Annotated in this window: 16 protein-coding genes; 4 read left to right on the top strand and 12 right to left on the bottom strand. The window is 61.3% G+C overall.

Going from position 1 to position 25925, the window contains the following annotated elements; all coding sequences use genetic code 11:
* Nucleotide 1: 1 nt before the first annotated feature.
* The 4 genes from DFR37_RS14910 to DFR37_RS14895 form a co-directional block, all read right to left on the bottom strand.
* Nucleotides 2-790, bottom strand: a complete 789-nt coding sequence (locus tag DFR37_RS14910) for a helix-turn-helix transcriptional regulator (protein WP_170139932.1) — start codon at nt 788-790, stop codon at nt 2-4.
* Between the two features lie 7 nt (nt 791-797).
* A complete protein-coding gene (locus tag DFR37_RS14905) occupies nt 798-1952 on the bottom strand; it encodes an aromatic ring-hydroxylating oxygenase subunit alpha (RefSeq protein ID WP_113934079.1) in 1155 nt (384 codons plus the stop codon).
* Nucleotides 1953-2031: 79 nt separating this feature from the next.
* A complete protein-coding gene (locus DFR37_RS14900; RefSeq protein WP_113934078.1) occupies nt 2032-3072 on the bottom strand; it encodes an aromatic ring-hydroxylating dioxygenase subunit alpha in 1041 nt (346 codons plus the stop codon).
* Nucleotides 3073-3464: 392 nt separating this feature from the next.
* A complete protein-coding gene (locus tag DFR37_RS14895; RefSeq protein WP_113934077.1) occupies nt 3465-4634 on the bottom strand; it encodes an ABC transporter substrate-binding protein in 1170 nt (389 codons plus the stop codon).
* A gap of 211 nt (nt 4635-4845) precedes the next feature.
* On the opposite strand from DFR37_RS14895, the gene DFR37_RS14890 reads away from it, so the two are divergent.
* The 4 genes from DFR37_RS14890 (at nt 4846) to DFR37_RS14875 (ending at nt 10532) form a co-directional block, all read left to right on the top strand.
* Complete coding sequence (locus tag DFR37_RS14890) at nt 4846-6819, top strand: hybrid sensor histidine kinase/response regulator (protein ID WP_113934076.1); 1974 nt, start codon at nt 4846-4848, stop codon at nt 6817-6819.
* A 132-nt stretch (nt 6820-6951) separates the two neighbouring features.
* Nucleotides 6952-8046 (top strand): RCC1 domain-containing protein, encoded by a 1095-nt coding sequence (locus tag DFR37_RS14885; RefSeq protein WP_113934075.1) that lies wholly within the window; start codon nt 6952-6954, stop codon nt 8044-8046.
* A gap of 16 nt (nt 8047-8062) precedes the next feature.
* Nucleotides 8063-9760: a multicopper oxidase family protein gene (locus DFR37_RS14880; protein ID WP_170139931.1), complete on the top strand. Its 1698-nt coding sequence runs from the start codon at nt 8063-8065 to the stop codon at nt 9758-9760.
* 64 nt (nt 9761-9824) lie between these two features.
* The gene (locus DFR37_RS14875; RefSeq protein ID WP_242341876.1) at nt 9825-10532 is read left to right on the top strand and encodes a type II toxin-antitoxin system HipA family toxin; all 708 of its coding nucleotides are present in this window, start codon (nt 9825-9827) and stop codon (nt 10530-10532) included.
* Nucleotides 10533-11240: 708 nt separating this feature from the next.
* Here the strand turns inward: DFR37_RS14875 and DFR37_RS14870 are convergent.
* The 8 genes from DFR37_RS14870 to DFR37_RS14840 form a co-directional block, all read right to left on the bottom strand.
* Complete coding sequence (locus DFR37_RS14870) at nt 11241-11951, bottom strand: Dyp-type peroxidase (RefSeq protein ID WP_242341875.1); 711 nt, start codon at nt 11949-11951, stop codon at nt 11241-11243.
* Nucleotides 11929-12054: a hypothetical protein gene (locus tag DFR37_RS23450; protein ID WP_276330280.1), complete on the bottom strand. Its 126-nt coding sequence runs from the start codon at nt 12052-12054 to the stop codon at nt 11929-11931. The genes DFR37_RS14870 and DFR37_RS23450 overlap by 23 nt, the downstream gene beginning before the upstream one ends.
* Nucleotides 12051-12497 (bottom strand): outer membrane protein assembly factor BamE domain-containing protein, encoded by a 447-nt coding sequence (gene bamE / locus DFR37_RS14865; RefSeq protein ID WP_113934073.1) that lies wholly within the window; start codon nt 12495-12497, stop codon nt 12051-12053. Before bamE ends, DFR37_RS23450 begins: the two co-directional genes overlap by 4 nt.
* 38 nt (nt 12498-12535) lie before the next feature.
* On the bottom strand, nt 12536-13717 hold the full coding sequence (locus tag DFR37_RS14860) for a beta-barrel domain-containing protein (RefSeq protein ID WP_113934072.1): 1182 nt from the start codon (nt 13715-13717) through the stop codon (nt 12536-12538).
* Nucleotides 13714-15951, bottom strand: coding sequence for a type I secretion system permease/ATPase (locus DFR37_RS14855; RefSeq protein ID WP_113934071.1), 2238 nt, complete (start codon nt 15949-15951; stop codon nt 13714-13716). Before DFR37_RS14855 ends, DFR37_RS14860 begins: the two co-directional genes overlap by 4 nt.
* Nucleotides 15951-17405: a TolC family outer membrane protein gene (locus DFR37_RS14850; RefSeq protein WP_170139930.1), complete on the bottom strand. Its 1455-nt coding sequence runs from the start codon at nt 17403-17405 to the stop codon at nt 15951-15953. Before DFR37_RS14850 ends, DFR37_RS14855 begins: the two co-directional genes overlap by 1 nt.
* A complete protein-coding gene (locus DFR37_RS14845; RefSeq protein WP_147251632.1) occupies nt 17383-22314 on the bottom strand; it encodes a beta strand repeat-containing protein in 4932 nt (1643 codons plus the stop codon). Before DFR37_RS14845 ends, DFR37_RS14850 begins: the two co-directional genes overlap by 23 nt.
* A gap of 127 nt (nt 22315-22441) precedes the next feature.
* Nucleotides 22442-25915, bottom strand: coding sequence for an Ig-like domain-containing protein (locus DFR37_RS14840; RefSeq protein WP_211317257.1), 3474 nt, complete (start codon nt 25913-25915; stop codon nt 22442-22444).
* Between the last annotated feature and the right edge of the window lie 10 nt (nt 25916-25925).

The raw sequence follows: 25925 nt of genomic DNA, 5'->3' as shown, positions 1-25925 counted from the left end.
TTCACGACCCGCCGCTGACGACCGCCGACATGGCGTTCAGGTATTTGGCAAACAAGTCGCTTAGCGAATTGACCTGCAGCTTTTTATAAACGCGCTTGCGCAGCGTCCTGGCAGTATGAATGCTGATAGATAAGTCCAGGGCAACGCCTTCGTTGCTGGCTCCGGCCAGCAGGCGCTGGCACACCTGCATCTCGCGCCGCGACAATGAGCGCAAAGCCCGCTGCTCTTGCGCCTCGAAGCCCGGCGGCAGCTTCACAATGGGCAGGCTGGCCTGTCCGATACGGTCCACATGCTGCCACACCGCGGCCATCAAGACCGGCGCCAGCGCCTGGGCCTGAAGAAACTCCTGCTTGCTGAAAGGGCCCGAGGCATTAAGCCGGTACAGATTGCAAAACGCCATGCCTTCGTCGCGGTTGCTGACCACCGACAACTTGTCGCACAGGCCGGTGCGTTCGAAAAAATAAGCGCTGTAGGTGGGGGAGGCATTCAGGCGCTGGTCGAAGCGCGTCACCACGGCCTCGTTTTCGCCCAGCCCGCGAAACGAAGCCACGCTTTTATCAAGCATATGGTAGCGTTCCAGGTAGCGCTGGTTAATAGTATTGGCAATGCGCGCCGACAACAGCCCCTGCGTGAACAGGCCGCGTATTTGCTGCGGCCCGGCCAGGTGCGCCACGATATGGTCGGCCCCTACCGCCTCGTGCACCAGCGCAAAGGCGGCCGCGGCAAAGCCTTCGCCGCCAATGCTGCCGACCAGGCGGCTAAGCGCCTGATACGGCGCACGCGCGCTCATGAAGCGCTCAGGCGGTTTCCGTGCCGCGAATAGGCACAACGCGCGGCGCCGCTGCAAGCAGCGTATCGCGCGCAGCGCTTTCATCGTCGGCCCGCTGCTTCAGGTAGCGCCGCATTGCAACCGAAGGGCCGTCCGCGCCCACCGAGAACTCGTACATCTCGTCGGGATCGGTCGTTTGCCACACTTGTTCCAGGGCCGCCATGCCATCCACGTCTTCATTGAAAGCCTCGAACAGGTTCTCGTGCATGAATTGCGTAATGCTGTCGTCGTCCTGGCCGAAGTCGCGGCCATGGACAATGAAATAATGGCAGGTGGAGTGCGTTTGCGGGGTAAGAATATGCGCTGTCCTGATCTGCGAAACCGTGCGCTGCTCTTCGGGCAGCGCGTTATCGTAGAAGCGCACGCTTACCTGGTGAAACGCCGGCGACTTGAATTCGGACTTCACAATGCGCGCGGCAGTCGTACAGCCCTCCAGGCCCGTAGGCTTGGCCCACAGCGGCGGCAGCGTGGTTGGCACGACGTCGCGATACAACACAAAGTGCCCATCGCCGACCTCGGACTTGAATGCCGCCTTGGCGTAGTCGGGCGTACCAAATGTATTGGCATGCAGGTACGACAAATGCGTAAGGTCCAGCAAGTTCTCGTGCATGCTGACATAGTTGGACTGCAAGTCGAAGTAGCCGCTGGACTTTTCCCAGTCGGAAGCCGACAGCCACTCTTGCTCGGGCAGGCGCGACTCGTCGGCCTGATCGGGGTCGCCCATCCAGATCCATACCAAGGGGCCGCGCTCGAGCACCGCGTAACGGGCTACGCCGATGCCTTTCGGGCACTTGGCGGCCGAAGGCACTTCAATGCAGTCGCCTTCGGTATTGAAGCGAAAGCCGTGATAGCCGCAAACCAGGGTATCGCCTTCCAGCGCGCCCAAAGACAACGGATAAGCGCGGTGCGCGCAGCGGTCGGACAGCGCCACGGGTTCGCCGCCTTCTGTGCGAAACAGCACCACGCGCTTGTCCAGCAGCGTGCGCGGCAGCAGCTCGCGCGTGACTTCGCTGCCGAAGGCAGCCACATACCATTCGTTATACACAAAGGGCGTGTTGCGGTTGGCCATGGTCGAGGCGCTTTTCTTCAAGGCCTGCAGAACGGGTGCGGAAGGTAAAGACATAATCGAACTCCTAAATCGAATGTGGCGGCTTGGTGCCGCAGCCGGCCGCTTCGGCATGCACGGGCCGGCAGCCGGCGCGCTAGGCGGCGCGGGACAACTGCGTCTGTTCAGTGGAAATAAGCTTGGCCATGAGGGCGCGGAAATTTCCCAGGGCGTTATCGACATTAAGCGGCATCATCTTGAAGCCCGGATCCAGCGACAAGGTATGGAACTGCGCATGGATCATGTCCCAGTCTTCGTTGAAGCCTGCCAGCAAGGTTGCATGCAGCTTCTCGGTGACGCTGGGGTCGTCCAGCGCAAAGTTGTGCGCCTGAGAAAAGAAATAATGCGTGCTGGTTTCCGTTTCGGGAGTCAAGGCCTGGGCGCTGCGGAACTCGACCGCCCCCTGGCGATTGCCTTCGCGCGCCCCCGACCCCGCGGGCGCACTGCCTGAATCCATAAGCAGTACGCCGGGCACGACAAAATCGTACATATTCCAGCGGTCGACATTTTGCGTCCAGTTGGTAAGGTTCTTCACAAATGGGGCGGGCGGCGCATCCATGTGCCAGCGTTCTATCCGCAAGCCCTGGCTTAGCCGCTTTACGTCGGCGCGCATATTGGCGTAGTCGCTGCTGCCGCCCAGCGTTTTCTCGTGCACGAAAGGCAGGTGGGAAAAGTCCAGCAGATTGTCGGCAATCAACAGGTAGTCCACGTTGTAGCGCATGTAGTCGGGTTTATAGCGCCAGTCGGGACTGTCCAGCCAATAGGTGTCGGGAATAAGACTGGGGTCGGCCTTGTCGGCCTCGCCCATCCATATCCAGAGCCATTTATTGCGCTCGACCACCGGAAAGGTAGGCAGATCGGCGCCCGGAGGAATGCGCTCTTGCCCCGGAATATGAATACAGGCGCCCTGGCCGTTGAACATCATGCCATGGTACATGCAGCGCAACGCGCCCTCTTCAAGGCGCCCCTTGGACAAAGGCGCGCCGCGATGCGGACAGCGGTCGGGCAAGGCCGTAACCTTGCCCTGGGCGTCGCGCCACATCACCACGGGCACGCCTATGATAGTGCGTGAAAACAGCGACTGATCCGTGACTTCGTGCGACCAGCCGGCCACATACCAAGTATTTTTCAAGAACATTTTTGTCTCCTAGCTTTACGAGCTTGCGGCGGTAAACGTCCGCGTCCCTTCCTGCAAAGTATAGTGCCAAGCGTGGATTTTTCCATACCCTAAATAGGGTACATTGCAAACAATGGCGCCCCGGCTTGATATTTTTATAACACCTTGTAAATACTGGGCTTTAATATTTATTTTGCGCTTCGAAAAGCATCTGACTGCCTATGAATTTCCACTCATTCTTTAATATATTAGGAATTTCGGCAATAAAAAAGCCGCCAGTGCGCAGCAAATGTGCTGCACACCGGCGGCCTGGGACTGGCGGGCCCTACTTCAGATGATTCCCGCCTTCATGGGCGACAAGGGCTGCGCGCGACACTGTCGATCGCGTCGACTCGGCCCAGGGCATCCGCTGATTACTGCTCTGCCTTGTCCAGAACCCACTTCTCGTCCTGGATCTTCACGATGACGCGGGCACGCTTGTCCAGCCCGGAATGGTCGGCGGGAGTCATGTTGAACACCCCGGCGTTGGCCGGCAAATCCTTGATGTTTTCAAGCGCGTCGCGCAAGGCAATGCGAAACTCGGTGGTGCCGGGCTTGGCCTTTTTGGCGGCTTCAGGCAACGCGCGTTCCAGCAACAGCAAAACATCGTAAGCCTGGGCGGCAAAGTTGGAACGCGAGTTCGCGCCAAACTTGCTTTCATACAAAGGCACGAACTTGGCGCTGGCGGCCTTGGTGGCATAACCGTCGGGCAGTTGTTCCCACACCAGGTTGGGGCCCACCGGCAGATAGCCGCCATTAAGCGCCTTGCCGCCTACACGCAGGAAGTCTTCGGTTGCCGCACCGTGCGTTTGATAAATAAGACCTTTGTAGCCGCGCTCTTTCAGCGTGGCATGCGGCAAGGCCGCCGGCGTGCCCGACCCCGCCACCAGCACGGCGTCCGGATGCGCGGCAGTCACGCGCAGCACTTGCCCGGTAACGCTTTGGTCTTTAGGATTGAAGCGCTCCACCGCAACCATCTTGATATTGTGCTTCTCGGCCAGCGGCTTCATTTCGTTCAGCCAGCTGTCGCCGTAGGCATCGCCAAAGCCTATGAAGCCCAAGGTCTTCACGTTCTTGCCGGCCATGTGCTCGATAATCGCCTGCGCCATCAGCGAGTCGTTGGCGGCGGTCTTGAATACCCACTTCTTCTTGTCGTCCATGGGCGTGACAATGCGCGCCGATGCGCCCAAGGCGATCAGCGGCGTCTGCGAACCGGCAATGGCTTCGATGATGGCCAGCGATTGCGGCGAAGTGGACGAGCCCACGATGAGGTCTACTTTATCGCCCAGGAATTGCTTGGCGTTCTTGACGGAATTGGTAATGTCGCTGGCATCGTCCAGCACCCTGAAGTTCACATCGAAGCCCGCAACCTTGGCGGGAAACAGGCTGACGGCATTGCGTGCGCCCAGACCCAAAATCGCGGCCGGCCCCGTCGTCGGCACCGTCACCCCCACGTTGACCGTCTCGGCCTGCGCCGCCGCGCCAAAGGTAAACGCCGCAAGCGCCGCGCTTGAAAAACAAATAGCGCGCAAAGTTCTTTTCATACTGTCCCTCTCCTGGAAAATGAAACAATTAAATAACTAATATATTAGCTAATTGTTCGCTATGGTATCCAAATTGTTAGAACGTGAAAACCCGGAATAAACCCTATAAGACTTCGGTTATATTGACCCTGGGAAGTTCACTTTACGCAATCGGACAAACGACCCGGATGCTTGAATGCGATATATGACGAATTTACGAACGATATCAGCCATGCAAGAAGACACTGCCGAACCCAACATCAAAGCCGACGTTCCCGCCGCCGATGTTCCCGTCGCCAATGCATTGACAAGCAGCGGCCGATTCGAGTTGCTGGTCCACGCAATCACGGACTACGCCATCTACCTGCTGGACCTGGACGGAAGCATCGTCAGCTGGAATACCGGCGCCGAACGTTTCAAGGGATATAGTGCCGAAGAAATCATCGGCAAGCATTTCTCGTGCTTGTACACACAGGAAGAACGCGCGGCCGGTATTCCCGAACACGCCCTGGCCACGGTAGCCACGCAAGGAAGATACGAAACAGAAGGCTTGCGCGTTCGCAAGGACGGCAGCCGATTCTGGGCCAGCATTGTGATCGACCCGGTCGTGGACGAAAGCGGAACGCTTATAGGCTATGCCAAAGTAACCCGCGACATCACTGACAAGAAAGCCGCCGAGCAAGCCCTGTTCGAAAGCGAACAACGGTTTCGGCTATTGGTGCAGGGCGTTCGCGACTATGCAATCTACATGCTTGACCCCAAGGGCCGCATCACCGACTGGAACTCCGGCGCCGTGGCCATTACCGGCTACACAGCGGGCGAAATCGTCGGCCGCCATTTTTCCTGCTTCTACACACAAGAAGACCGCGATCGCGGCGAGCCCGAGCGAGGCCTTGCCATTGCACTGCAGCGCCATACATTCCAGCACGAAGGATGGCGCATACGCAAAAACGGTACGCGATTCTGGGCCAATGTCGTCATCGATCCCATTTACAACGAAGCCAACCGGCTGATCGGGTTTGCCAAGATCACAAGAGACATCACCGAACGCAAACGCGCACAAGACGAAGTCGACAGGCAGCGGGATATCCTCAGCCACGCCCAAAAGCTGGAAGCCATCGGCCGCATCACCGGCGGCGTGGCGCACGACTTCAACAATTTATTGACCATTATCCGTTCAGCCGCCGACTTGCTTGGCATGAATAACCTGGCCGCCGAAAAAAGGGCGCGCTATGTGGAAATCATTGCTGAAACTGCGGAACGGGCGGCCCTGATGACCAAGCAGTTGCTTGCTTTCGCACGCGAGCAACCGCTGCATCCTGAAGTGTTCAGCATCGCCTCGTGCATCCAGGCGCTGACGCATGTCATCGAAATGACGGTGGGCGCGAAGATCCAGGTCAACATTGACCTTCCGACCGACTTGAAAGACGTTCACGCCGATGCCGGCCAATTCGAAGCTGCGTTCCTCAATCTGGTCATCAACTCGCGCGATGCCATGCCGGCTGGCGGCACCCTGCAAATCAGCGCCTGCTACTCGGACCGCCTTCCCTCATTGCATGAACATGCCGACACCGGCGACATCTTCGGGCATTTCATTGCCGTAACGATCAAAGACACCGGCTGCGGCATAGAACCGTCGGCCATCGACCAAATATTCGAGCCATTCTTTACCACCAAAGAACTCAACAAGGGCACCGGCCTGGGCCTTAGCCAGGTTTACGGCTTTGCAAAACAGTCGGGCGGCGAAGTCGTGGTGGAAAGCCAAGTAGGCGAAGGCACCGCCTTTACCTTATATCTTCCATGCGCCCAGGAACAGCCTTCGGCCGATTCCGTGGAATCGTCTTCTGAAGAATCCCGGCATGTCCGGTCGCGCAACTTGCTGCTGGTCGAGGACAACGAGATGGTCGGGGGATTTACACAAAGCGCGCTTAGCGACGTAGGCCATAACGTAAGCTGGGCGCTCAACGCCGAAGCCGCATTGGAAATGCTTGATGCCGGGCAAGAGTTCGACCTGGTCCTGTCGGATGTCGTCATGCCCGGCATGAGCAGCATCGAACTGGCCCAGGAGATCCAGCGCCGCTGGCCGGACTTGCGCGTGGTGCTCAGCAGCGGCTATAGCCCCGCGCTGGCCCAGAAAGGCGGGCACGGCTTTGAATTGCTGCAAAAGCCTTATACGCTGGACCAATTGCTGGCCGTCATTCAATAAAACAAAGCATGGGCGCCGATGCCCATGCCAACCTTTTGCCGGCGAAGGGCGCGGATCCAACACATCGAATTAAGTAACAGAACGAAAAGATAAGTTGATAAACTTGTCCATTCCATCCCCGCATCGGGGATTATGCAAAAGGCGCTCATGACAGCCTTGTCGATCACACATATAGCGGCCGGCCGCGACCACAGCCTGGCCCTCATGAGCGACGGCGAAGTCTGGGGCTGGGGCGCCGAAGGCAGCGGAAGGATAAACCTGCCCAGCCTTTGCAGCGTAGCCCCCTCAAGCAGCCCTATTGTCGTCCCGGCGACCATGCCATTTGCCCGTATTACGGCCGGCTACGGCACCGGCTACGGTATTACCGAAGATCATCGCGCCTATTACTGGGGTGCCAGCCGTGCCGGCCTGGCAGGCAAGACGCATGTCATGGCCACTCTGGCGGCTGAAGCTGTCAGCGATTTGCCTGCGGTGGCACAACTGGCAGTCAGCGAGTTCTACGGCCTGGCTCGGACCTTAGACGGCAGCGTACTGTCCTGGGGCCTGACACGCGGCGGCCCGGACAGCGTGCGCAACCAGGGGCTTACCCCTGTCGGGCTTCCCGCCCCCGCGCGGCACGTCGCCGTGGGCACCGGCCACGCGCTGGCCATCACCGACGACGGCCTGCTGGCCTGGGGCGCCAACGGCGCCGGCCAACTTGGCGTAGGCCATCTGGCAGACCAGCGCGAACCCGTGCATGTTCCCCTACCCGCCGATGTACCGCTGCGAACCGCGGCTGCCGGAGCCTCTCATAGCCTGGCGATAAACTGCCGCGGCGAAGTCTGGGCCTGGGGCAGCAACCAGCACGGGCAGCTTGGCAATAGCTTCGCACGCTACAGCGCCAAGCCCTTGCGCGTTGAACTGGATGAAGCCATTGTCGACATTGCCGCCGGCATGTTTTTTTCAGTAGCTCTGGGGCAAAGCGGCCGGGTCTATACCTGGGGCTGGAACTGCAAAGGGCAGCTGGGCCGCGGCACGCAAGGCAGCGACGCACGCCCAGCCGCCATCCCTGGCCTGGACGATATTGCGCAAATCGCGGTGGGGCAGGTCCATGTGCTGGCGGCCACCAGGCATGCCCTGTTCGCGTGGGGCGACAACGAATCCAGCCAGCTTGGCCCCAACGGCCAAGCAAACCGAGGCCCCACCCGCCCCGGCTGGTCGCCCGCACCGGTCAATCTCCCTATCTAAGCCAAGACGCCAACATATGCCGCAACCCGACAACTCCCGCCGTCAATTCCTGCGGCTATCGTATACCGTGGGCATGGGCGTCGCCTTGCCCGGTTGGCTGACGGCCTGCGGCGATGGCAACGAGCCCATAGTTCCAGACATCGCCGAAACCTTCACCGAGCCCGACCGCCTGGTGGCCAGGAATGGCGTGCTGGACGTACAGATGCACATTGCCTATGCCGATAACGTACTCGACGGCCGTCCCGTCCATTTACGCTCTATCGAAGGCCGGCTGACCGGCCCCACCCTGGACATCCATGCAGGCGACACATTAAGCGTACTGGTGCACAACAACCTGCCACCCAACCCGGCCAGCGTCGAACCAAATTGGGTCTTCAACTACCCCAACAGCACCAACCTGCATACGCACGGGCTGCACGCCGACCCCCGCATCGTGCGGCCCGGCGTGTATGGCGACTACGTGGTCGACGACCCGCGCGAAGGCATCGCGCCGGGCGGAACAAGGCAGCATGAATTTGCGATCGGCAAAGACCACCCTCCCGGCACCTATTGGTATCACCCGCATTTGCATGGTTCCTCTGCGGTGCAGGTATCCAGCGGCATGGCCGGCGCCCTGATAGTGCGCGGTCCGGCCGACCAAGTGCCCGAGATAGCCGCCGCGCGCGAACGCCTGTTTTTGTTCCAGACCCCAGACCTCAACGACAACGGCGAAATCCCGGATTTCGCATCCCTGGTCAAGACCAAGATCGCCACGGTCTACTACATCAATGGCCTGCGCAGGCCGCGCCTGCTCATGCGCCCCGGCGAAGTCCAGCGCTGGCGCTTCATCAACGCCACGGTCGGCAACTTCCTTAATCTAAGCCTGGACAGCCACGGGCTGATGCAGATCGGCCACGATGGCAATCCGGTGCAGTTCCCCCGGACCATAGCGGCAGGCCTGCCCGAAAGCCTGGTAATGGCACCCGGCAATCGCGACGACATTCTGATCAAGGCGGGAGCGCCCGGCACCTATTACCTGCGGTCCCTGGCCTACGATATGGGCGCCGACAAACTGCCCGAAGATATCGTGGCCGAAATCGTGGTCACCGGCGAACCATTGACAATGGCCCTGCCGGCCGGGCCGCTGCCCATGCCGCACATGCTGGCCCCCATCACCGACGAAGAGCTGGCCAGCCATGGCGGCTTGAAGCGCGAGCTTGTGTTTCGCATTGTCAAGAACGACAACGGCGACCCCATCACCGCCGCCCCCGCCGCCGCGCTGTTGCCGGTGCCGGCCGGCGAACTATCGCTCTGGACCTTCCAGACCGGCAACACCTTCGTCGCCAACACCGTCTACGCCATGGGCTCGGCCACGGGCGTGCCCAGCACCACACCACAAATGCCCACCGTGTACTACCCTTTCCAGTCGTCGCGCGCTATCAAGCAAACCGTTGCCCTGGACAGCGTAGAAGAGTGGACGGTATACAGCATGGATCGGGGCCAGCACCCCATGCATATTCACGTCAATCCCGTCCAGGTCATCAAGATCAACGGCAGGCCCGTCGAACCCTTCTGGGCCGACACAATCGCCCTGCCCCGCGGCGGATCGCCCGAAGCGCCGGTATCAATCACACTGCGCTCGCGCTTCACCGACTTCAAGGGCCCCTTCGTGATGCACTGCCATTTGCTGCTGCACGAAGACCTTGGCATGATGCAGCGCATAGAGGTGGTCTAGCTGCGCCGAATCTCTCAGGCCTCGCTTGCCAAGGCGCCCTGCGCTTTCGTCGACTGGCGCGTCTTTGGGCGGAGCAAGGCCAAAGGCCAATTTTACCGAAACCGACGGCTCACTCTGGATTGGCAAGTTCCCAGCCAGGGATGACGATCGTGACATCGGAGCTTGGGAATATGTCGTTCACCAACTCGCCCAAAAAGCGGCGATAGACGTAGCGCCTGCAAAACTCATCAAGCTAAACAACGCCTTCCATACCTTCTGCGCCCAAAGGTTCGATCGCGCCAACAGTTCGCGACGCTTCTATGCCTTGGCGATGACATTGCTTCGCAAGACTCAAAGCGAAGGTACGAGCTATCTGGAATTGGCGCAGTTCATTCGAGCCCAGGGAGATGCCGAGCATGCGGATGCAGACTTGGAACAGCTATTTCGGCGCGTGGCGTTCAACGTCGCGGTTGGCAACCGCGACGACCATCTTCGCAATCACGGATTTGTGCTGGGCAAGACAGGATGGAGACTTGCACCCGCGTTTGACGTCAATCCGAATATTGACAAGGCAGAGCATGTCTTGAATATTGACGACGTCGACAATCGACCTAGCCTAGAGACTGTCCTCAGTACGGCCGCTTTTTATGGGCTGGGCGATGTGCAAGCCCGGCAAATCATGAATGAAGTTGCCATGGTCGTCGGTCATTGGCAGGACGCTGCTCGCCGGCTGCGCATTAGCGGTGCGGATATTGATTTGACCGCAGGGGCGTTCTCGGCGAATAAAGCATAGGGGAGAAAGATGCCGTGTGGATGGCTGCTTTCGGCTGCGGATTCAACCGACAGCAAACGCTCATAAGCCTTTCCCGTCGCCTTCGTGATTCGAATATATACGTCAGTAAGCGCCACTCTTTCATTCCACATCCCAAATGAGACGGGATAGGAGCATGGTCTCTTCTGTATAGAGATGGACAGCAGCAATGCGGCACATCGGCCTATCGTGTTGATGGGCCGAAAGATGTGCCTGGCTGTGACTTGGAGCGGGTGAAGGGAATGGAATTCTGCAACCAACTCGTTGATATAAAATGAATTTCTTAAACTCGGGCAACCGAGTTAGGCCCTATTTTGGGCCACTTGCGTACTATTGACAAGGGGGTCGTCCATACTCTGCTATCGATCGCTATCGACAGCTTCAGAAGCGGCGCGAATTGCGCGTTCTATGATAGTTCACTGGCCTTTTCGGACCGTCCAACGTTGAACTCATCGCGCTTACCTGACCCCGTAGTTCCATGCGGCCGTCGATATGGTGATACCGAGTTAATCTGGGTGTAATCGTCCAGATCGTCACAGGCCGCCAGCAGCATGTGAACGCCCCGGAGACCGTCCTGTCGCATCCCATCCCCGAGGAGGTGCGGCAGAGTATCCAGCGGCTGGTTGACCGTGCGGTAGTTCTCGACGGCGCGTAACGGCCAAAGCCCGCGTGGGGGCTTCGACCCCCACGCTATACCTGCACCGCCTGCACGAGTTCGCTTAGCGTGCGCGGTGCGGGAGCGAAAAACACGGCGCCGGTGCGCGCCGTCGAGAAATCGAGCAGGCGGTCATGCATGCCCGGCGGATCGCCGAGGAACATGCGCTCCAGCATCTTCTGCGTTACCCACAGATATCTGGAATAGCCGATGAAGTAAGTCCCATACTCGCCGTGGCCAGGACGGCCGAAAGGCATGTTGTCGCGCAGGATGTCGTGCTCGGTGCCGTCGTCGCCTACGATCGTGGCGAGGGTCTTGTGCGACTTCTGACCGCTTGTCGCGTCGGGCAATTCGACGTTGCTGACGATCTCCCGACCGATGATCCGCTCTTGCTCATCCTTGGAAAGCTGAGCCCACGGCTGCATTTGATGCAGGTACTTCTGCACCACCACGTAACTGCCACCAGCGAACTCCTGATCTTCACTGCCAACTAACGTTGACGAGCCGATATCGTGGCCAGTTGGATTGGCGGTGCCATCGACGAAGCCCAGCAGGTCGCGCGAGTCGAAGTAGCGAAAGCCCGCAACCTCGTCGGCCAGCGTCACGCTGCTGCCCAATTGGTCCAGCAACAGGCGCTCGAACTCAAAACAGAGATCCTCGCGCTCGGCTCGGATGTGGAAGAAGAGATCGCCGGGCGTGGCCGGCGCCGTGTGCGTCGCACCCTCAATCGGCGTGAAGGGCCTCACGGCCTTCGGTGACCGTCAACGTAAGAAACACCGCCGCGCGAGACAGCGGCGCATCGATGCTTTGCGAATCGATTGGTACTCGATCCCAACTGCTTTCAGTCATTTTGCGCCGCCATCGGCGATATCCAGGCACTGATGTCGTCTCCAGAAGCCTTTCTCCAGCAAGCTGTCTTGGTCGAAGACCACCTTGTACTGGCATACGATGTAGTGTTCAGATTCCGGCATCGTGAACGTGAAGTTATAGTCCCAGTATCGGCTTTGTGTCGCGGTCCCCTCGTTGAGCGGCCGGCCCAGCAGCGTCACCACTTCGCCGGCCGTCATGCCCGGTTTTAATTGATGCAAGCGCTGCGGCTGGGACATGACCCCGTTTCTCTGGAAAGGCTCGTCATAATCGGGCAGTTCCATATGGACTTCGGGATAGGCCAGGCCCTCAGGGTTGCTGACAAGGTCAATGGGATTGGCTGCCCAAGCGACACCGGCGACAAGCAGGCCGGAGGCCACGATCATATTCTTCGCCGCTCGGGCGATACGCGCATCAATGTTCATAAAAAGTATCCTCAATCATGAGTCAAGCGTGTTCGGCCTCAACGTTCGCGCAACGCTTCACGCGCCTTGTTGAATGGCTTTGTTAAATAACTCCAGACAGTCTTGCTTCCCGTGCGGATATCGGTGGTTGTCACCATGCCCGGCACGATAGGAAACTGGGTGCCAGTCTTATTGACCAACATGTCCGATTCTGTTCGGACATACACTGGGTAGTAGACGATTTCCGGTTTGATCTCGTCACGCAGTGTGTCGGGTGCAATCGTGGCGACTGTGCCCTTCAAGCCGCCATAAATCGCGTAATCGTAGGCAGTGACCTTAACCAGCGCCTCCTGGCCGGGGTGGATGAACGCGATATCGCGGGGCGAGATTCTCGCCTCGACCAGCAACTGGTCATCCAGGGGTACGATTGTCATCAGGGAGCCATTGGGCGGTACCACTCCGCCCAAGGTCGTCACCTCAATGTGCTTGACAATGCCTCGCACCGGCGAATACAGCGTCATGCGCGCCAGCGTGTCCGTCCGGCCCCGTACCACTGACGAAAGGGAATGCACTTCGGCGTTCGACCTGGCCATTTCCTCGCGGCTTCGTACCATATAGCTCGTCTCGGTTTCAGATATCTTCAGCTCCAGTTCGGCACGCTGACGTTGCAGGCGGATCAGCTCCACGTTGCTCGCTGCGCCGCTCTTGACTAACGATTGCGTAATGCCCAGCTCCTTGCGCACCAGGCCCAGCGCTTCGTTCAGATTCGCTAGGGATTGCTCCAGGCTGTTGCGGCGGGACTCGAAGAGGGCGAGCTCCGACTGGCGTAGCTCGGGATAGTCGTTCAGCTCTGGCGGGAAATCAGGCTGGTCGGCTCCTTCAACTTCAGCCCGAAGCCGGGCACTGCTGGCCAGGGCCGCCCGATAGCGGGCCGCCGTTTCCTCCACGCTGGACTCCCCCCGCGTGGGGTCCAGTTGGGCCAGAACCTCATTCTTCTCGACGATCTGTCCTTCGCGCACGTCCAGCCGCGCCAGAATGCCGCCTTCAAGCGACTGGATACGCTGCTCACGTGAGCTGGGAATAACCTTACCCACGCCGGTCGACACTTCGTCGATCTCAAAAAACCAGGCCCAGACGAAGAACGCAATCACGAATGTGGTCAACCACCACGCCACACGTCCCGCGCGGCTATGGCGTACTTCGTCCAGATCAGCAAGATCGGCGAGGGGCGTGGTATTCATGGGGCCACCTCCTCGCTCGCAGCGGGCACTGCATCGCTCTTCAAGCCGCTTCTCGGAGTCACTTCACTCCGACTCTGTGGCGGGACCTTCACTGCTCCTTCTCGCGCCTTGAGGTCGCCGCGCCGCAGCTTGGCCAGGACCTCGTCCCTTGGCCCATCCAGCACGACCACGCCAGCGTCCAGCACGAGAATCCGGTCAACGGCTTCCAGTACGGCGGGACGATGTGTGGCCACTATAAGACTGCGTTCAGAAGCCAGTTCTTTGAGTTGCGCAATGACATTCCGCTCGGTCGCATCATCTAGCATGGCGGTGGGCTCGTCCAGCAACAGTACGGCGGGGCGGCGCAAAAGCAGGCGTGCAAGCAAAAGGCTATGGCGCTGGCCACCCGACAGGCCGAGGCCACCCTCAGTGACTGGATAATCCAAGCCCGCGGGGAGGCGCTGCACGAACTGCCAGGCTCCGGCCGCTTTCAGGGCGGACATGAGCTCCTCGTCGGTTGCATGCGGTGCGCCCAATCGCAGGTTTTCACGCAAAGTACCGAAGAACAACCGCGCGTTCTGGGACAGAAGACTCACGTCGCGGCGCACGTCCGCCGGGTCGATCTGACCCAGGGTCACGCCGTCGAGCACTATACCGCCCATCTGCGGTTCGAGCAGACCCGATAAGGCTTGGAGAAGCGTCGATTTTCCCGAGCCGTTGCGCCCGAGCACGCCCACCCGCTCGCCTGGGCGGATCTCCAGTTGCTTGATCCGTAGCGCGGGGGTCTGCCCGTCGTAGCTGAAAATAGTCTGCTTCAGTTCATAGTGGCCCCGCAAGGCGGGACGGTAGACCCGCGTCTCCGCCGGTGCGTGGTCCACGGGTAGCTTCATCAGTTGATCCAGGCCCTCGGAGGCGAGGCGGGCCTGCTGCCAGCGGTTGAGCACCTGGGTCAGGCCCGATAGTGGTGCCAGCATGCGTGTGGACAGAATGGATGCGGCCACCAGCACGCCCGTACTCATGTCTCCCGTCATGACCATGGGTGCCCCGAAGAACACCACCACGGCAAAGGCACCGCCCTGCACCGTCTGCGACCAATTGTTCAGATCGTGGATCAGCCTGCGCAGCCGCAGTCCGGACTCCGCCTCGGAGGCGTTATAGTGATTCCATTGGTTCTGAAAGCGAGGCTCGGCCTGCAGCAACTTGATGTCCTCTATGCCTTGGATCGCCTCAACGAGCATCGCGCTGCGCAGCGAGGACTCACGCATGCTTTCCTGAGCCAGCGCGCGCAGGCGGCGCTGCGCCAGCAGGCTGGGCACCAACAGCAGCGCAAATGCGGCCAGGGGCACCCATACCAATGCGCCGGCGATATGCCAGAAGATGAAACAGAACAACAGGAAAAAGGGCAGGTCCGCCATCACGGTCACGGTGGTGGAGGTAAGCATGTCACGCACGGGCTCCACTTCCCGGACCTGGGATACAAAGGTGCCTGTGGACTTGGGTCGCACGGTGTTGCGCAGCCGCAGCGCATGGCCGAACACGCGGTCTGAAATACGCAGGTCGGCCCTCTTTCCGAGCACGTCGATGATGGTTACGCGCGCGTTGCGCATCACCCAGGCCAGCACGATTGCCAAGAGAACACCGCCGAACAAGACGTACAACGTAGGTTCCGACTGCGCAGGCACGACGCGGTCGTACACCTGCATGGAGAATATGATGCTGGCCAGTGCCATCAGATTTGCCACGAATGAGGCAACCAGGATATGGGCGTACGGCCGCAGTTCGGCAAACACAATGTCACGCAACCAATGGCGCTCGACAGGCTTGATGTACTGGTCCACGCGTTCGTCTGGGGCGGAGCGGATCGGCCGCATCACGGCCACGGCAGCCAGCGAAGCCTCCAGCTCTTCGGCTGTCACAGTAGTGGTCAGCCCCTCGTCGCCGCTGAAAACGATATGCAGCTCCTGCTGGGACATTGCCGTGATGACGCCGACCTGCCCGTCCCGCAGTTCCACCGCAATGGGCAGGCGCCAGGATGTAATGCCGCTCAGCCGCGGCCGCACCCATCGCAACCGCAAACCAGCCTGTCTTGCCGTTTCGCGCAGCACCGTTTGCAATTGTCCGGCGCTACTCCAGCTGACACTGACGTGCAGGCGCTCGCGCGAAACATCGAGATGATAGTGGGCAGTCACAGCCAGAATGGCCTCCAGCCAGCCTTCCAGCACCGGCGCGAGCGTCTGTTTGGGTATGGCGCTCATTACATCTCTCGCACGTAAGCCTGAGGCGCTGCGATGGGACCTGGGTCGGATTGCACTGAGAAAACCGTACGCAGACGCCCCGCATGGAACAGACAGTCGATACTGAGGCGAATCAGCTCATGAGACGTGTCGATCTGATCGTACCTAGCGCCGTAGTATTCTTGCTCGGCATTGAGAAGATCCAGTAAAGAACGCGTTCCGAGCTGCAGATACTGATCACGGTACAAGGTGCGCGTCAGACGCATGCTTTCTTCACGCGCCTCTTGTACCGGACGCCGCGACTCAAATTTGCGCCACTCTAGTGCTGCATCTTCGCCGCCTTGCTCCACGCTCAGACGTGCCTCGTCCAATGCAGCACGGGCCGCATTCACCGCGTGCTCGGCCGCCCTGCGATCGGCCTGCAGGCGCCCGCCCTCGTACAAAGGCATGGACAAATTCAGCATTACTGTGGTGTCGATGGAACGTTCGCCAATGGCGCGCGAATGCGCGTTCAATCCCCTTCCGGTGGAGACCTCCAGGGAAAGTGTGGGCAACTGCTGGGTGCGTGCGATCTCGGCGTCGGCTCGCGCCACCTCCAGTTGCGCCTGTGCCACTCTTATCGCAGAGGCATCCCGCCTCACAGAGCCGCCGGCCGCCGCTTCAGTGCAGGCTCCTTCCAGCGCGGCGGGCGCGCTTCCGGCCGCTTCGGGCAGGCCCGAAGCGCCCATCCAGTGCATCAGCGTGGTGCGCCAGCGCTGCGCCTGTGCCTGCGCCGACAACAGTTCAATCTGAGCCGAATCCACGCGGGCGAGCGCCTGCACGGTATCGGACCGCGTGCTGGCGCCTTTCTCTTCCCGCTCGCTGGCGAGCCGGGCTATGTCTTTGACTGCATCCACCAACTCTTGCGCGGCCACGGCCAACGCCTCCTGGCGCCGCACCTCAATCCAGGCATACGCCGTGTTACGCACCACTTCATCGACCGACAACAGGACGCGTGCCCGCGCCACTTCCGAGGCGCTGCGGGCCTGTTCGACCCGGCTGGAAACCTTGCCGAAGTCGTACAGCATCTGTGAGGCCGAGATCTCGGCGCGCTGAATGTGGCGGCTGTCGTAGCCCGTAATCGGTGAGTTGCTAGACCGCGTATTGACGCCGCCGCTGATGCGAGGATAGTAGCCGGAGCGAGCAGCATCGATGCCTTCATTCGCCTGCAGCACCTGGCTGCGGGCGCCACGCACCAGCGGATGCCAACTCAGCGCCTGGTCCACCGCCGCCTGCATATCAACGGTGCGCCCATCCGAAGCATAAGAACGCGTCGCCGGTCCCTCCTTCTGGCCAGCGGCGATGCCATGGATTTGAGCGGCAACGCCGCTTGCGCTCGACAGGGCAAGCGCAAACAGACACACACGAGCACAGGTCAGCTGGAGGCGGCGAGACCTGCGTCCCCGCCCCGGGTCAAGCCAGTACATGCGCGTCATGCAGACCCTGCTCCAACTCATCCTGGCTCAACGGATCGTTCAGGTAGGCATACGGTTCCGCCGTCAGACCGTCACCTGGGCCATCGGTCGGACCGCCAACCGGACCGGATACGGCTGCCGTTTTGGCATCCGTTTCTTCAGGCAGCCAATCGGCAACGGATTCGCCCGGTTCCTCGGTGTCAGCCAGCAGGCCTTCGAACGTGGACGGGGTGTCCGGCTGTGCGAACATGAAGGCCAGGCCGGCTGCCGCACCATCGGCGAAGTCGTCGGAGCCATCGCCTTGCGGGAGGCCGAAGGGAGCGGAGAAAGCGGAGAAGCCGGAAGCGAGTGGGCTCGCATCGGTAACCTCGATATTGCCTTCGACTTCCAAGGTAACTTCACCACCCGTACCAGTCTGACCGGTATAGGTACCATCCCCATTGTCCAACCAGCCGTCCAGGCCCAGGCTGTCGGCCTCCGTACCTGTAATCTTCAAGACGTTGCCGCTGCCTGCAATGGCTTTCACCTGATCCGGCGTCAACTCTGTGATGCTGTTCGCGCCCGCCACGGAGAGATCCAGCACCTCGATGTTGCGCAGGTATGTCGCCAAATCTTCGCCAGTCAGGCTTTCGCCCAAGCGTAATTGCACCGTATCGTTGCCTGCACGGCCATTGATAGATCCTCCCGTCCAGATAAGCGTATCGTCGCTGGTCGTGGCAAGCTGATTTGACACATTCAGCGTGATGGTGTCGGTGATATGGTTGGAGTCCGCCCCATTATCGCTTTCCTCCGTCCATGCCGTAACTGTCACCTGCGTTCCAGCCGCCGCCCCATCTTGGTCGGTCAGCGCCGACGCCGCCTGCACGAAGCCCAGACCGTCCAGGTCGCTCTGCGACAGGCCAGTTATAGTGTAGGTATCGGTCGCCGGATCATAGCTAACTCCGGAAGTGAGGAGCGTGTCGCCCACGTAGAAGGCAGCATGTTCGCCCAGGCCGGTGATTTGTAGCGTCGCGGTTTCGGTGCTTTCGTCCGCCACTGCCGCGATCGCTGGCCTTGAGTCGGCCATCGATGCGTTCAGGTTCAGGGCGATGATCTGGCCTTCCCTGCCGAAGGACAAGGTCGGGTCGATGGCCACGCCGTCGGCGACAGCTTCCACCTTCACCGGATCCAGCGGGAATGTTTCAACCAGGGCCGGCAGACTGGACTCTCCGGATTCGACCACCAGCGCCAGATTGGAAAGCGTGCCGCTCCAGTTGGCGGCCGGCAGGATTGCCACATAAGCCGGCATCGTGCCGTCGGCCGACAGAACCCAGGTGTTGGTAATGCCGTCTCCGCCCGCATTGGAGGCCTGGCTGGCCAGCGTCGCGTCACCGGCGCTGGTGCCGACATAGAGCAGGAAACCCACCGGGACGCCCGACAGCAGGATGGACCGGATCGATTCGGAACCATCATTATCGTTCAACGCCACCGACAGGCCGCTCAGCTCGATGGCGTTGCTCTTGTCGGACGTGGCCGCCTCGCTGCCTGTCACCTCTTGACTTGTTACCGTGACGCCATTGTTGGCGGGGACGACCTCGGCGGTTTCCGAAACCGAGCCCGTCTCCTGGTTGGCCGCGCCGGTCTCCTGCGTTTGCGCATGAGCCGTGAAAGTCACGGAACCCGGTTCAAGGGTACCGTCCGCCGCGGTATAGGTAAGGTCGACCGAACCGCCCTCAGGGCCGACATCGATGACGTAGTAATCGCCGTCAGGCACGCCGTCAACTCCGCTGACGGTGGTGAGCGAAAGCGGATTGCCGCTGGCGTCCGTCACCGTGCCGCCTTCGTTGCCGGGAGCCTGAACCTGCACGTAGAGCAGGCCGTCGACGATCTGGCCGTGGACGCCATCCGCCGGCATCGCGACGTTGATGGTCGCGGTCACGCTGTCCGTGCCCTCGTCCACATCGTTCGTTGTTACCGTGATGACGGCCGGGTCCGTCACCGGCACCACCGGCATCTCGGTAACGACGGCGTCCGCCTCCACGCTGGCGCCGCCCACGGCCGACGCCTTGAGCTTCGCGTTGAAGCCGAAGTCGCCATTGTTGTCGTTGGCGTTCTCCGGCGGGGTGATGGTGATGCCGGCCAGCAGCCCATCGAGCGCCGTCTGGCTGTTGGCGCCCGCCGGCACTGTCACCGTGGCGGTCCAGGTGGGCACGCCGCCGATGGTGGTCAGCGTCATGCCCTCGACCGTGGTGCCTGGGGGCAGATCGGTGACGGTGACGGTGTAGCTATAGGCTTGGCTGCTGTCGTTGGTGGAAACCTCGGCATTCATCACGTCGGCCAGCCTGAAGGCCGCGTCCTCCGTGCCTTCCGTGCCGTTGTAGCTCCACTGGTCGATGACCGGCGGCGTGTATGGCTCGCCATCGCCCAGAGCCAGATTCAGGTTCCAACTGACCGAATCCTCTTCGATGCTCGGCGCGGGCGTTGCCGTATCGCCCCGATCCTGCGCCTGCACCGTCATCGTGATGTTCGACAGGCCGTTGCTTGCGCCCTGGCCGACGACGAATTCGACCGGCACGTCGACGCCGCTCGCGCCGATGGCTTGCGCGGCGCTTCCGTCATATACCAGCAGCCAGCTTCCGGCGCCCATCTGCGATGCGCCGGTCACGGTCACGCCATCGGGCACGCCTTCGATCAGCACGCGGATCAGGTGTTCGCTGCCGTCCGTATCCGTCGAATTCACGTGCAGGTTGACGGTGAGCGCCCCCCCCTGGGTCACGGTGGCAGTATCGGGCGCGGCGTCGTCACCGGCGTTGGCGTCCACTGTCGTGCCCGTGGCGGTGCCCATGTTGATGCCCGTGATCGAAGCGTCCACCGTATCCGTCACCGGCGTGGCATTCAGATCCAGCGTCCCTGGCTTGATCTCGGTCACGGGGGTCAGCGTGCCGTCGCTGGACGGATCGATGACTTCATAGAAGAAGTCGAGCGAACCAAGGCTGCCGTCCATATTGGAGGCGCCCATCGCGCCCAGTTGCCCGACCTGACCGGCCGGGATGACATAGTAGTCACCGTCCGGCACACCCGCCACACCGCTAATGGAAGTAGGCGAATCAAGCGCCACGCCATTGAGGTACAACGTGTAGTTCGCACCGGTGGCGTAGTCGGCCCGGATATAGATCTGGCCCAGCGCCTCATCGACGTCGCCGTTCTGCTGCACAATAGCGAGGTGAAGCAGCGTGATCACATCTTCCTGCAGCGTGGCGCTGTCGGTGATCGTCGCTTCGGGCGACGGCGTGACGGTGAAGCTCACATCGGTCAGTGCACCGGTGAACGAGTCGCCGTCGTTCTCGGTGGTGACGCCCGCCACCTTGAAATTCACTGTGCCGCTGTAGTTTTCCGGCACAACGATTGAAACGTCGCCCAGCTTGTCGGCCGCCACGACCCAGACGCGTTCAGCGCCGGTGCCCGACGTCACCATCGTCGCACCGGTGACCGAGAACTCCTCCGACAACCCCGTGATGCGCAAGGTGGCGGTTTCCGAACCGTCCGCATCGGGAGACGCAATGCCGCTCACGAGGTTGGACAGCGTCACACTATGATTGCCGGCGCCATCCAGCGCGGCCTCGGTCGTGCTGTGGTCGGGAACCACCGTCACTTCAGGGACATCGGCAACGCCGGTGACGGATACATTGATCGTTCGCGACACCGGAGCCGAGGTGTCGGCGCCATCGACCGACACTGCGCTGACCGTAAGCGGGAAATCTCCGCTGCCATGAAGCGGCGGGGTGAACGTTATCGGAGCGTCGTTGCTGAAATTCTGGATCTCGAAACTGGTGTTGCCTGCAGTCGCCGTAAAGGTCAAAGCGCCCGCACCCGTCCCATAGATGATCGTCGCACCCACGGGAATGCCCGAGATGGTCACGGTGAACGTCTCCGAGGCGTCGGAACTGGTGGTCCTGATCGCCAGCGGAATGTCCGTATCCTCCAGGCCCGAGGCCCGGCCATTGAGCGCCATCGTCACCGCGTCGGCGACCGCATCGAACTTGATCAGCGACAGCGTGGCTTCACCGCTGACGGCGACGTTCACGCCCGAACCACTGACGGTGGGCGGATCAAGGGGAATATCCGTGACCTCGCTATCGTCGTCGTAATCCACTGTCCCGGTTTGCACCTTGATCGTCAGTGTGCCCGACACGTCGGGCGGAAGCATCACTTGCAGCGTGTCGAGATACTGCTGCGGCACCCAGATGGGTTCGCCAGCATAGGTCTCCGTTACCCAGGTGCTGCCGTTATCTGTGGAATAGCGGAACTGCGTGCCGAAGACCGTGTCGCCCGCGTCGGCGCCGGCATCATCGGACTCCAGCGTCGCCGTGAGCACGGCGTAGACGAATTCGTCCGTGTCTTCGTTGGACCAGTCCGTCATCAGGTCGTGGCCGACGCTATTGGCGGCGTCCGTATAGTTCGTGCCCAACGCAAACCATGCATCTTCCTTGCCGGCTTCGGTATAGGCATGTTCGCCGATCATCGTCACGTCATTGCCGTCGACACCGTTACTGTCGATATCCGTCTGTTCGGCCACCGGGGTAACGGTGATCGTCACGTTGCGATCGACCGTCTTGGTGTCGCTGACGGGCGCGCCATTCACCGTGTTGGTGTCGGTGGTCGTGATCGACAGCGTGATTGTCTCGTCCGCGCTGCTGTGCGCCGGCGGCGTAATGGTGAAGGCATCGAGGATGGCTTCACGCTGGGCTTCGGTCAGTGTGTTGTCGAAAGTGATCGTGTAGGCGCTGCCGGATCCCGTATTGCTCCATCCGGTCATGCCGGTCGGCGCGGTGACCGTCCAGTCCGTTGGCACCGTGAACGACACCGAATCGATGACTTCGCCGCCCGTACCTGTATCGGTGACGGCCACGCCCGCGAGGAAGGCGACCGCCGTGTCTTCCGGCGTAGTCACATTGCTGGCCGTTACATCGCCCGCCACCGGGGTGACGTGCAGGTCCAGCGTGACCGAACTCGTGATTTCAGCGGGGATGCCGCTCGAATCACTGTCGACATCCCGCGAATGGAGCGTGATCGTGACGTCATTGATGTCGCCGCTGTAGTGGGGGGGGCGGGGTGATGGTTATAGTCGGCGGGGTCGCCGATGTACCCACCGGCGAGGTCGCGGTCGGGGTGGATGCGTTGATGGTCGTGGCGACGCCATCGATCGTGACAACCGTTCCGTCAGGCAGACCCGTAACGGTGTACCAATAGGTTTCGCTGCCGTCGGTGTCGTTGCCCGTGTTTCCATCCGTGTCGTTCAACGTGGCCGTCAGATGGCCGGTCAGGTCGATGGCGGTGTCTTCGGCGAAGGTCAGTTCAGCCGTATCGATGGCCAGCGTCGCGCCGTCAGTCACGGCCTGCACATCGACGTCGATGACTTGGGTGCTGGTCGCGCCGTCTACGCCCGGAAGGATAGCGCCGCTGCCGTCCACCTCGTAACTGGTCGCGCTGACGGTGACGGTGAAGTTTGCACCGCTTTCGGCGGGGGGGTTGGCCACCAATGCCTGGTATTCGGCGGTGGTCAGGTGATAAACGCCCGTGGCCGGGTTCACGGCTGGAACATTTGCGATGTGGTAGTTCGGCGCATCGGTGAGAACGATGGTCAAGGTGCCACCGACGGGTGTCAGCACTGTGCTGCCGGTGGAGAGGATAACGCCGTCCGCACCCGCACCGCCGATCGTCAACGTGATCTCGCCAAGCCGTTCGGAATGGTCGTCATTGCCCGTACCCGTGCCGGTGTCGGTGATGGCCGGCACGGACAGGCCCAGCGCTATGGAGGTGTCTTCGTTCGTGTTGACGGTCTTGTCGTCTTCCAGGTTCGGCGCATCGGAAACCTTGGTGATCTCGAAGGTGAGCGTTTGCGTCACCGTTCCCGTGCCGCCGCTGGACTCCGCCATCGTGTAGGTGACGGTCGGCACCTCGCCGGCGTAGTTATCGACCGGGGTGAAGCTGTAATCGCCATTTTCCGCTATGGTCAGCGATCCCAACTCGTTGCCGTCACTATCCCTGAGAGTGACAACATCGCCGGGAGCATAGTTTTCGGGCGTTCCATCGCCGTCTGCATCGACCTGGAAGCCCGTCACTTCGATGACGTCGTCGACGTCGGAGACATAATCCTGCAAGGTGCCGGCCGCGCTGCCGTCCTCCGTCAGCGTCACGGTTTCATCGCCCAAGCCATCGAGGTTGTCGTTGGAACCGTTGACGGTGACCGTGATGACCTGCTCGCTATACGCGCCAAACTCATCGGTTACCCGCGCCGTAAACGTTTCCGTTCCGGTGTCGCCGTTATTCAGCGCCTGCGTCTCCGGCCGCGAGTTGTCGAGCGTGTAGGTCCATTGCCCGGTCGCCGGATCGATCGCGATCGTGCCGTAGGTGCCGTCCGTTGCCGCGATGCTCCATGTCTGCGTGGCATCAGTATCCACATCGGAGGCGGTCAGCGTGCCGGCAGTCGTAGTCAACTCGGCAGGGTTGGCGGTTCCCTGCTCGGTGACTTCACCGGCTGCGGCCGCTGCATCCGATGTGATAACTGGCTGGTCGTTGGTGCCCGTGACCGTGATGGTCAGCGTGCTGGTGCTGGTCGCACCGTTGGCATCCACCACCGTATAGGTGAATACTTCGAAGACGGTTTCACCCTGCTTCAACGCCTGCGTATCGGAGCTGTCATTGTCCAGCGTATAGATGTAACCGCCGTCAGAGTTGAGCACCAGCGAACCATAGACGCCCGTAAGCGTCGAGCCGACCGTGCCCGCCGAACCGCCAAAACCCACTTCGCTGACCTGCAGCGTAGCTTTCTCGCCGGCATCGACATCGGTGTCGTTGGTGAGTACATTGCCGCTGGCGGTGGCATCGCCCGGCGCGGGAGTGTTTCCGCCGCCGGACACGCCCGCTTCCGTCACTGCATCGCTATCGGCCACGGCCACCGGTGCATCGTTGGTACCGGTGATGGTGATGGTGACATCGCGCGCCGCCGTGCCGCCCGCGCCGTCGCTTACCTGCGCGGTATAGGTCAGCTCGACCGTATCGCCCTCTTTCAACGCCTGCGTCGCCGGCAACGCGTTGTTGAGTGTGTAGGTCCACACACCCGTGGAAGGATCAATGCCGAACGTGCCGTAGGTGGTGTCCGGCGTGCCGGCTACGCTCCATGTCAGTGTGGGGCTATCCACGTCGGTCGCGGTGAAGCTGCCCGTGGCGCTGGGAGTGCCCGCCACTACCGTGCCGTCATCGAGATGGCCCGCCTCGATCACGCTGTCGGTCTGATCGCCCTCGGCGATAACCGGGTCATCGTTGACCGGCTCGACGGTGATCAGCAGATCAGCCGTGTCGGTGCCGCCCTCGCCATCGCTGATGGTGTAGGTGATGGTGGGAACGGTGCCGTTCCAGTCCTGTACCGGGGTGAAGGTGTAGCTGCCGTCGCTTCCGAGTGTGATGGTACCAACGCCCGCGATCGTCGCGATGTCGCCGGCGTTATAAACGGCGGTGTCGCCGTCCACGGTGAAGCTGGTCACGCTCAGACTATCGCCGTCCGGGTCGCTGTCGTTGCCCAGTACATCGCCGCTGACGGCCGAGTCCTCGTTGGTGGTCGCGGCATCGTCGCTAGCGACCGGGACCGGGTTGGTTACTGTCCAATCGAAGGTCTGCGTGGCCGTCAAGCCGTCGCCGTCGGTGGCGGTCACCGTCACGCTGTAGACGCCGTCCGTACCGCCCTGGCTGGCCGAAGGGTCGATCGTGCCGGTGATCAAGCCGGTGGCCGGATCGATGCTCAGCCCCGGCGGCAGGCCGCTGGCGCTGTAGGTCAGCGTGTCGCCGTCCACATCGCTGAATGCGCCGCTCACGTCCACGCTGACGCCCGTATCGGCATCTTCGTTGGCTTGACCGGGGATCGCGCCCACCGGCACAGGTGCATCATTGACCGGTTCGACGGTGATGACCAGATCAGCCGTGTCGGTGCCGCCTTCGCCGTCGCTCACCGTGTAGGTGACCGTGGGAACGTCGCCGTTCCAATCCAGCGCCGGGGTGAAGGTGTAGCTGCCGTCCGTGGCGAGTATGATCGTACCCACGCCCGCGATGGTCACAGGGCCAGGGCCCGCGGCATGCACGGTGGGGTCGCCGTCCACGGTAAAGGAAGTCACGCTCAGGCTGTCGCCGTCCGGATCGCTGTCATTGCCCAGCACATTGCCGCTGACGGCGGTATCCTCGTCGGTGGTCGCGGCATCGTCGGCGGCGACCGGGACCGGGTTGGTTACTGTCCAATCGAAGGTCTGCGTGGCCGTCAAGCCGTCGCCGTCGGTGGCGGTCACCGTCACGCTGTAGACGCCGTCCGTACCGCCCTGGCTGGCCGAAGGGTCGATCGTGCCGGTGATCAAGCCGGTGGCCGGATCGATGCTCAGCCCCGGCGGCAGGCCGCTCGCGCTGTAGGTCAGCGTGTCGCCGTCCACATCGCTGAATGCGCCGCTCACGTCCACGCTGACGCCCGTATCGGCATCTTCGTTGGCTTGACCGGGGATCGCGCCCACCGGCACAGGT

Source organism: Eoetvoesiella caeni (assembly GCF_003315175.1).
GTDB classification, from domain to species: Bacteria; Pseudomonadota; Gammaproteobacteria; order Burkholderiales; family Burkholderiaceae_B; genus Eoetvoesia; species Eoetvoesia caeni.
The sequence above is the reverse complement of the archived record's forward strand: the minus strand, read 5'-3'. Positions and strand labels throughout refer to the sequence as shown.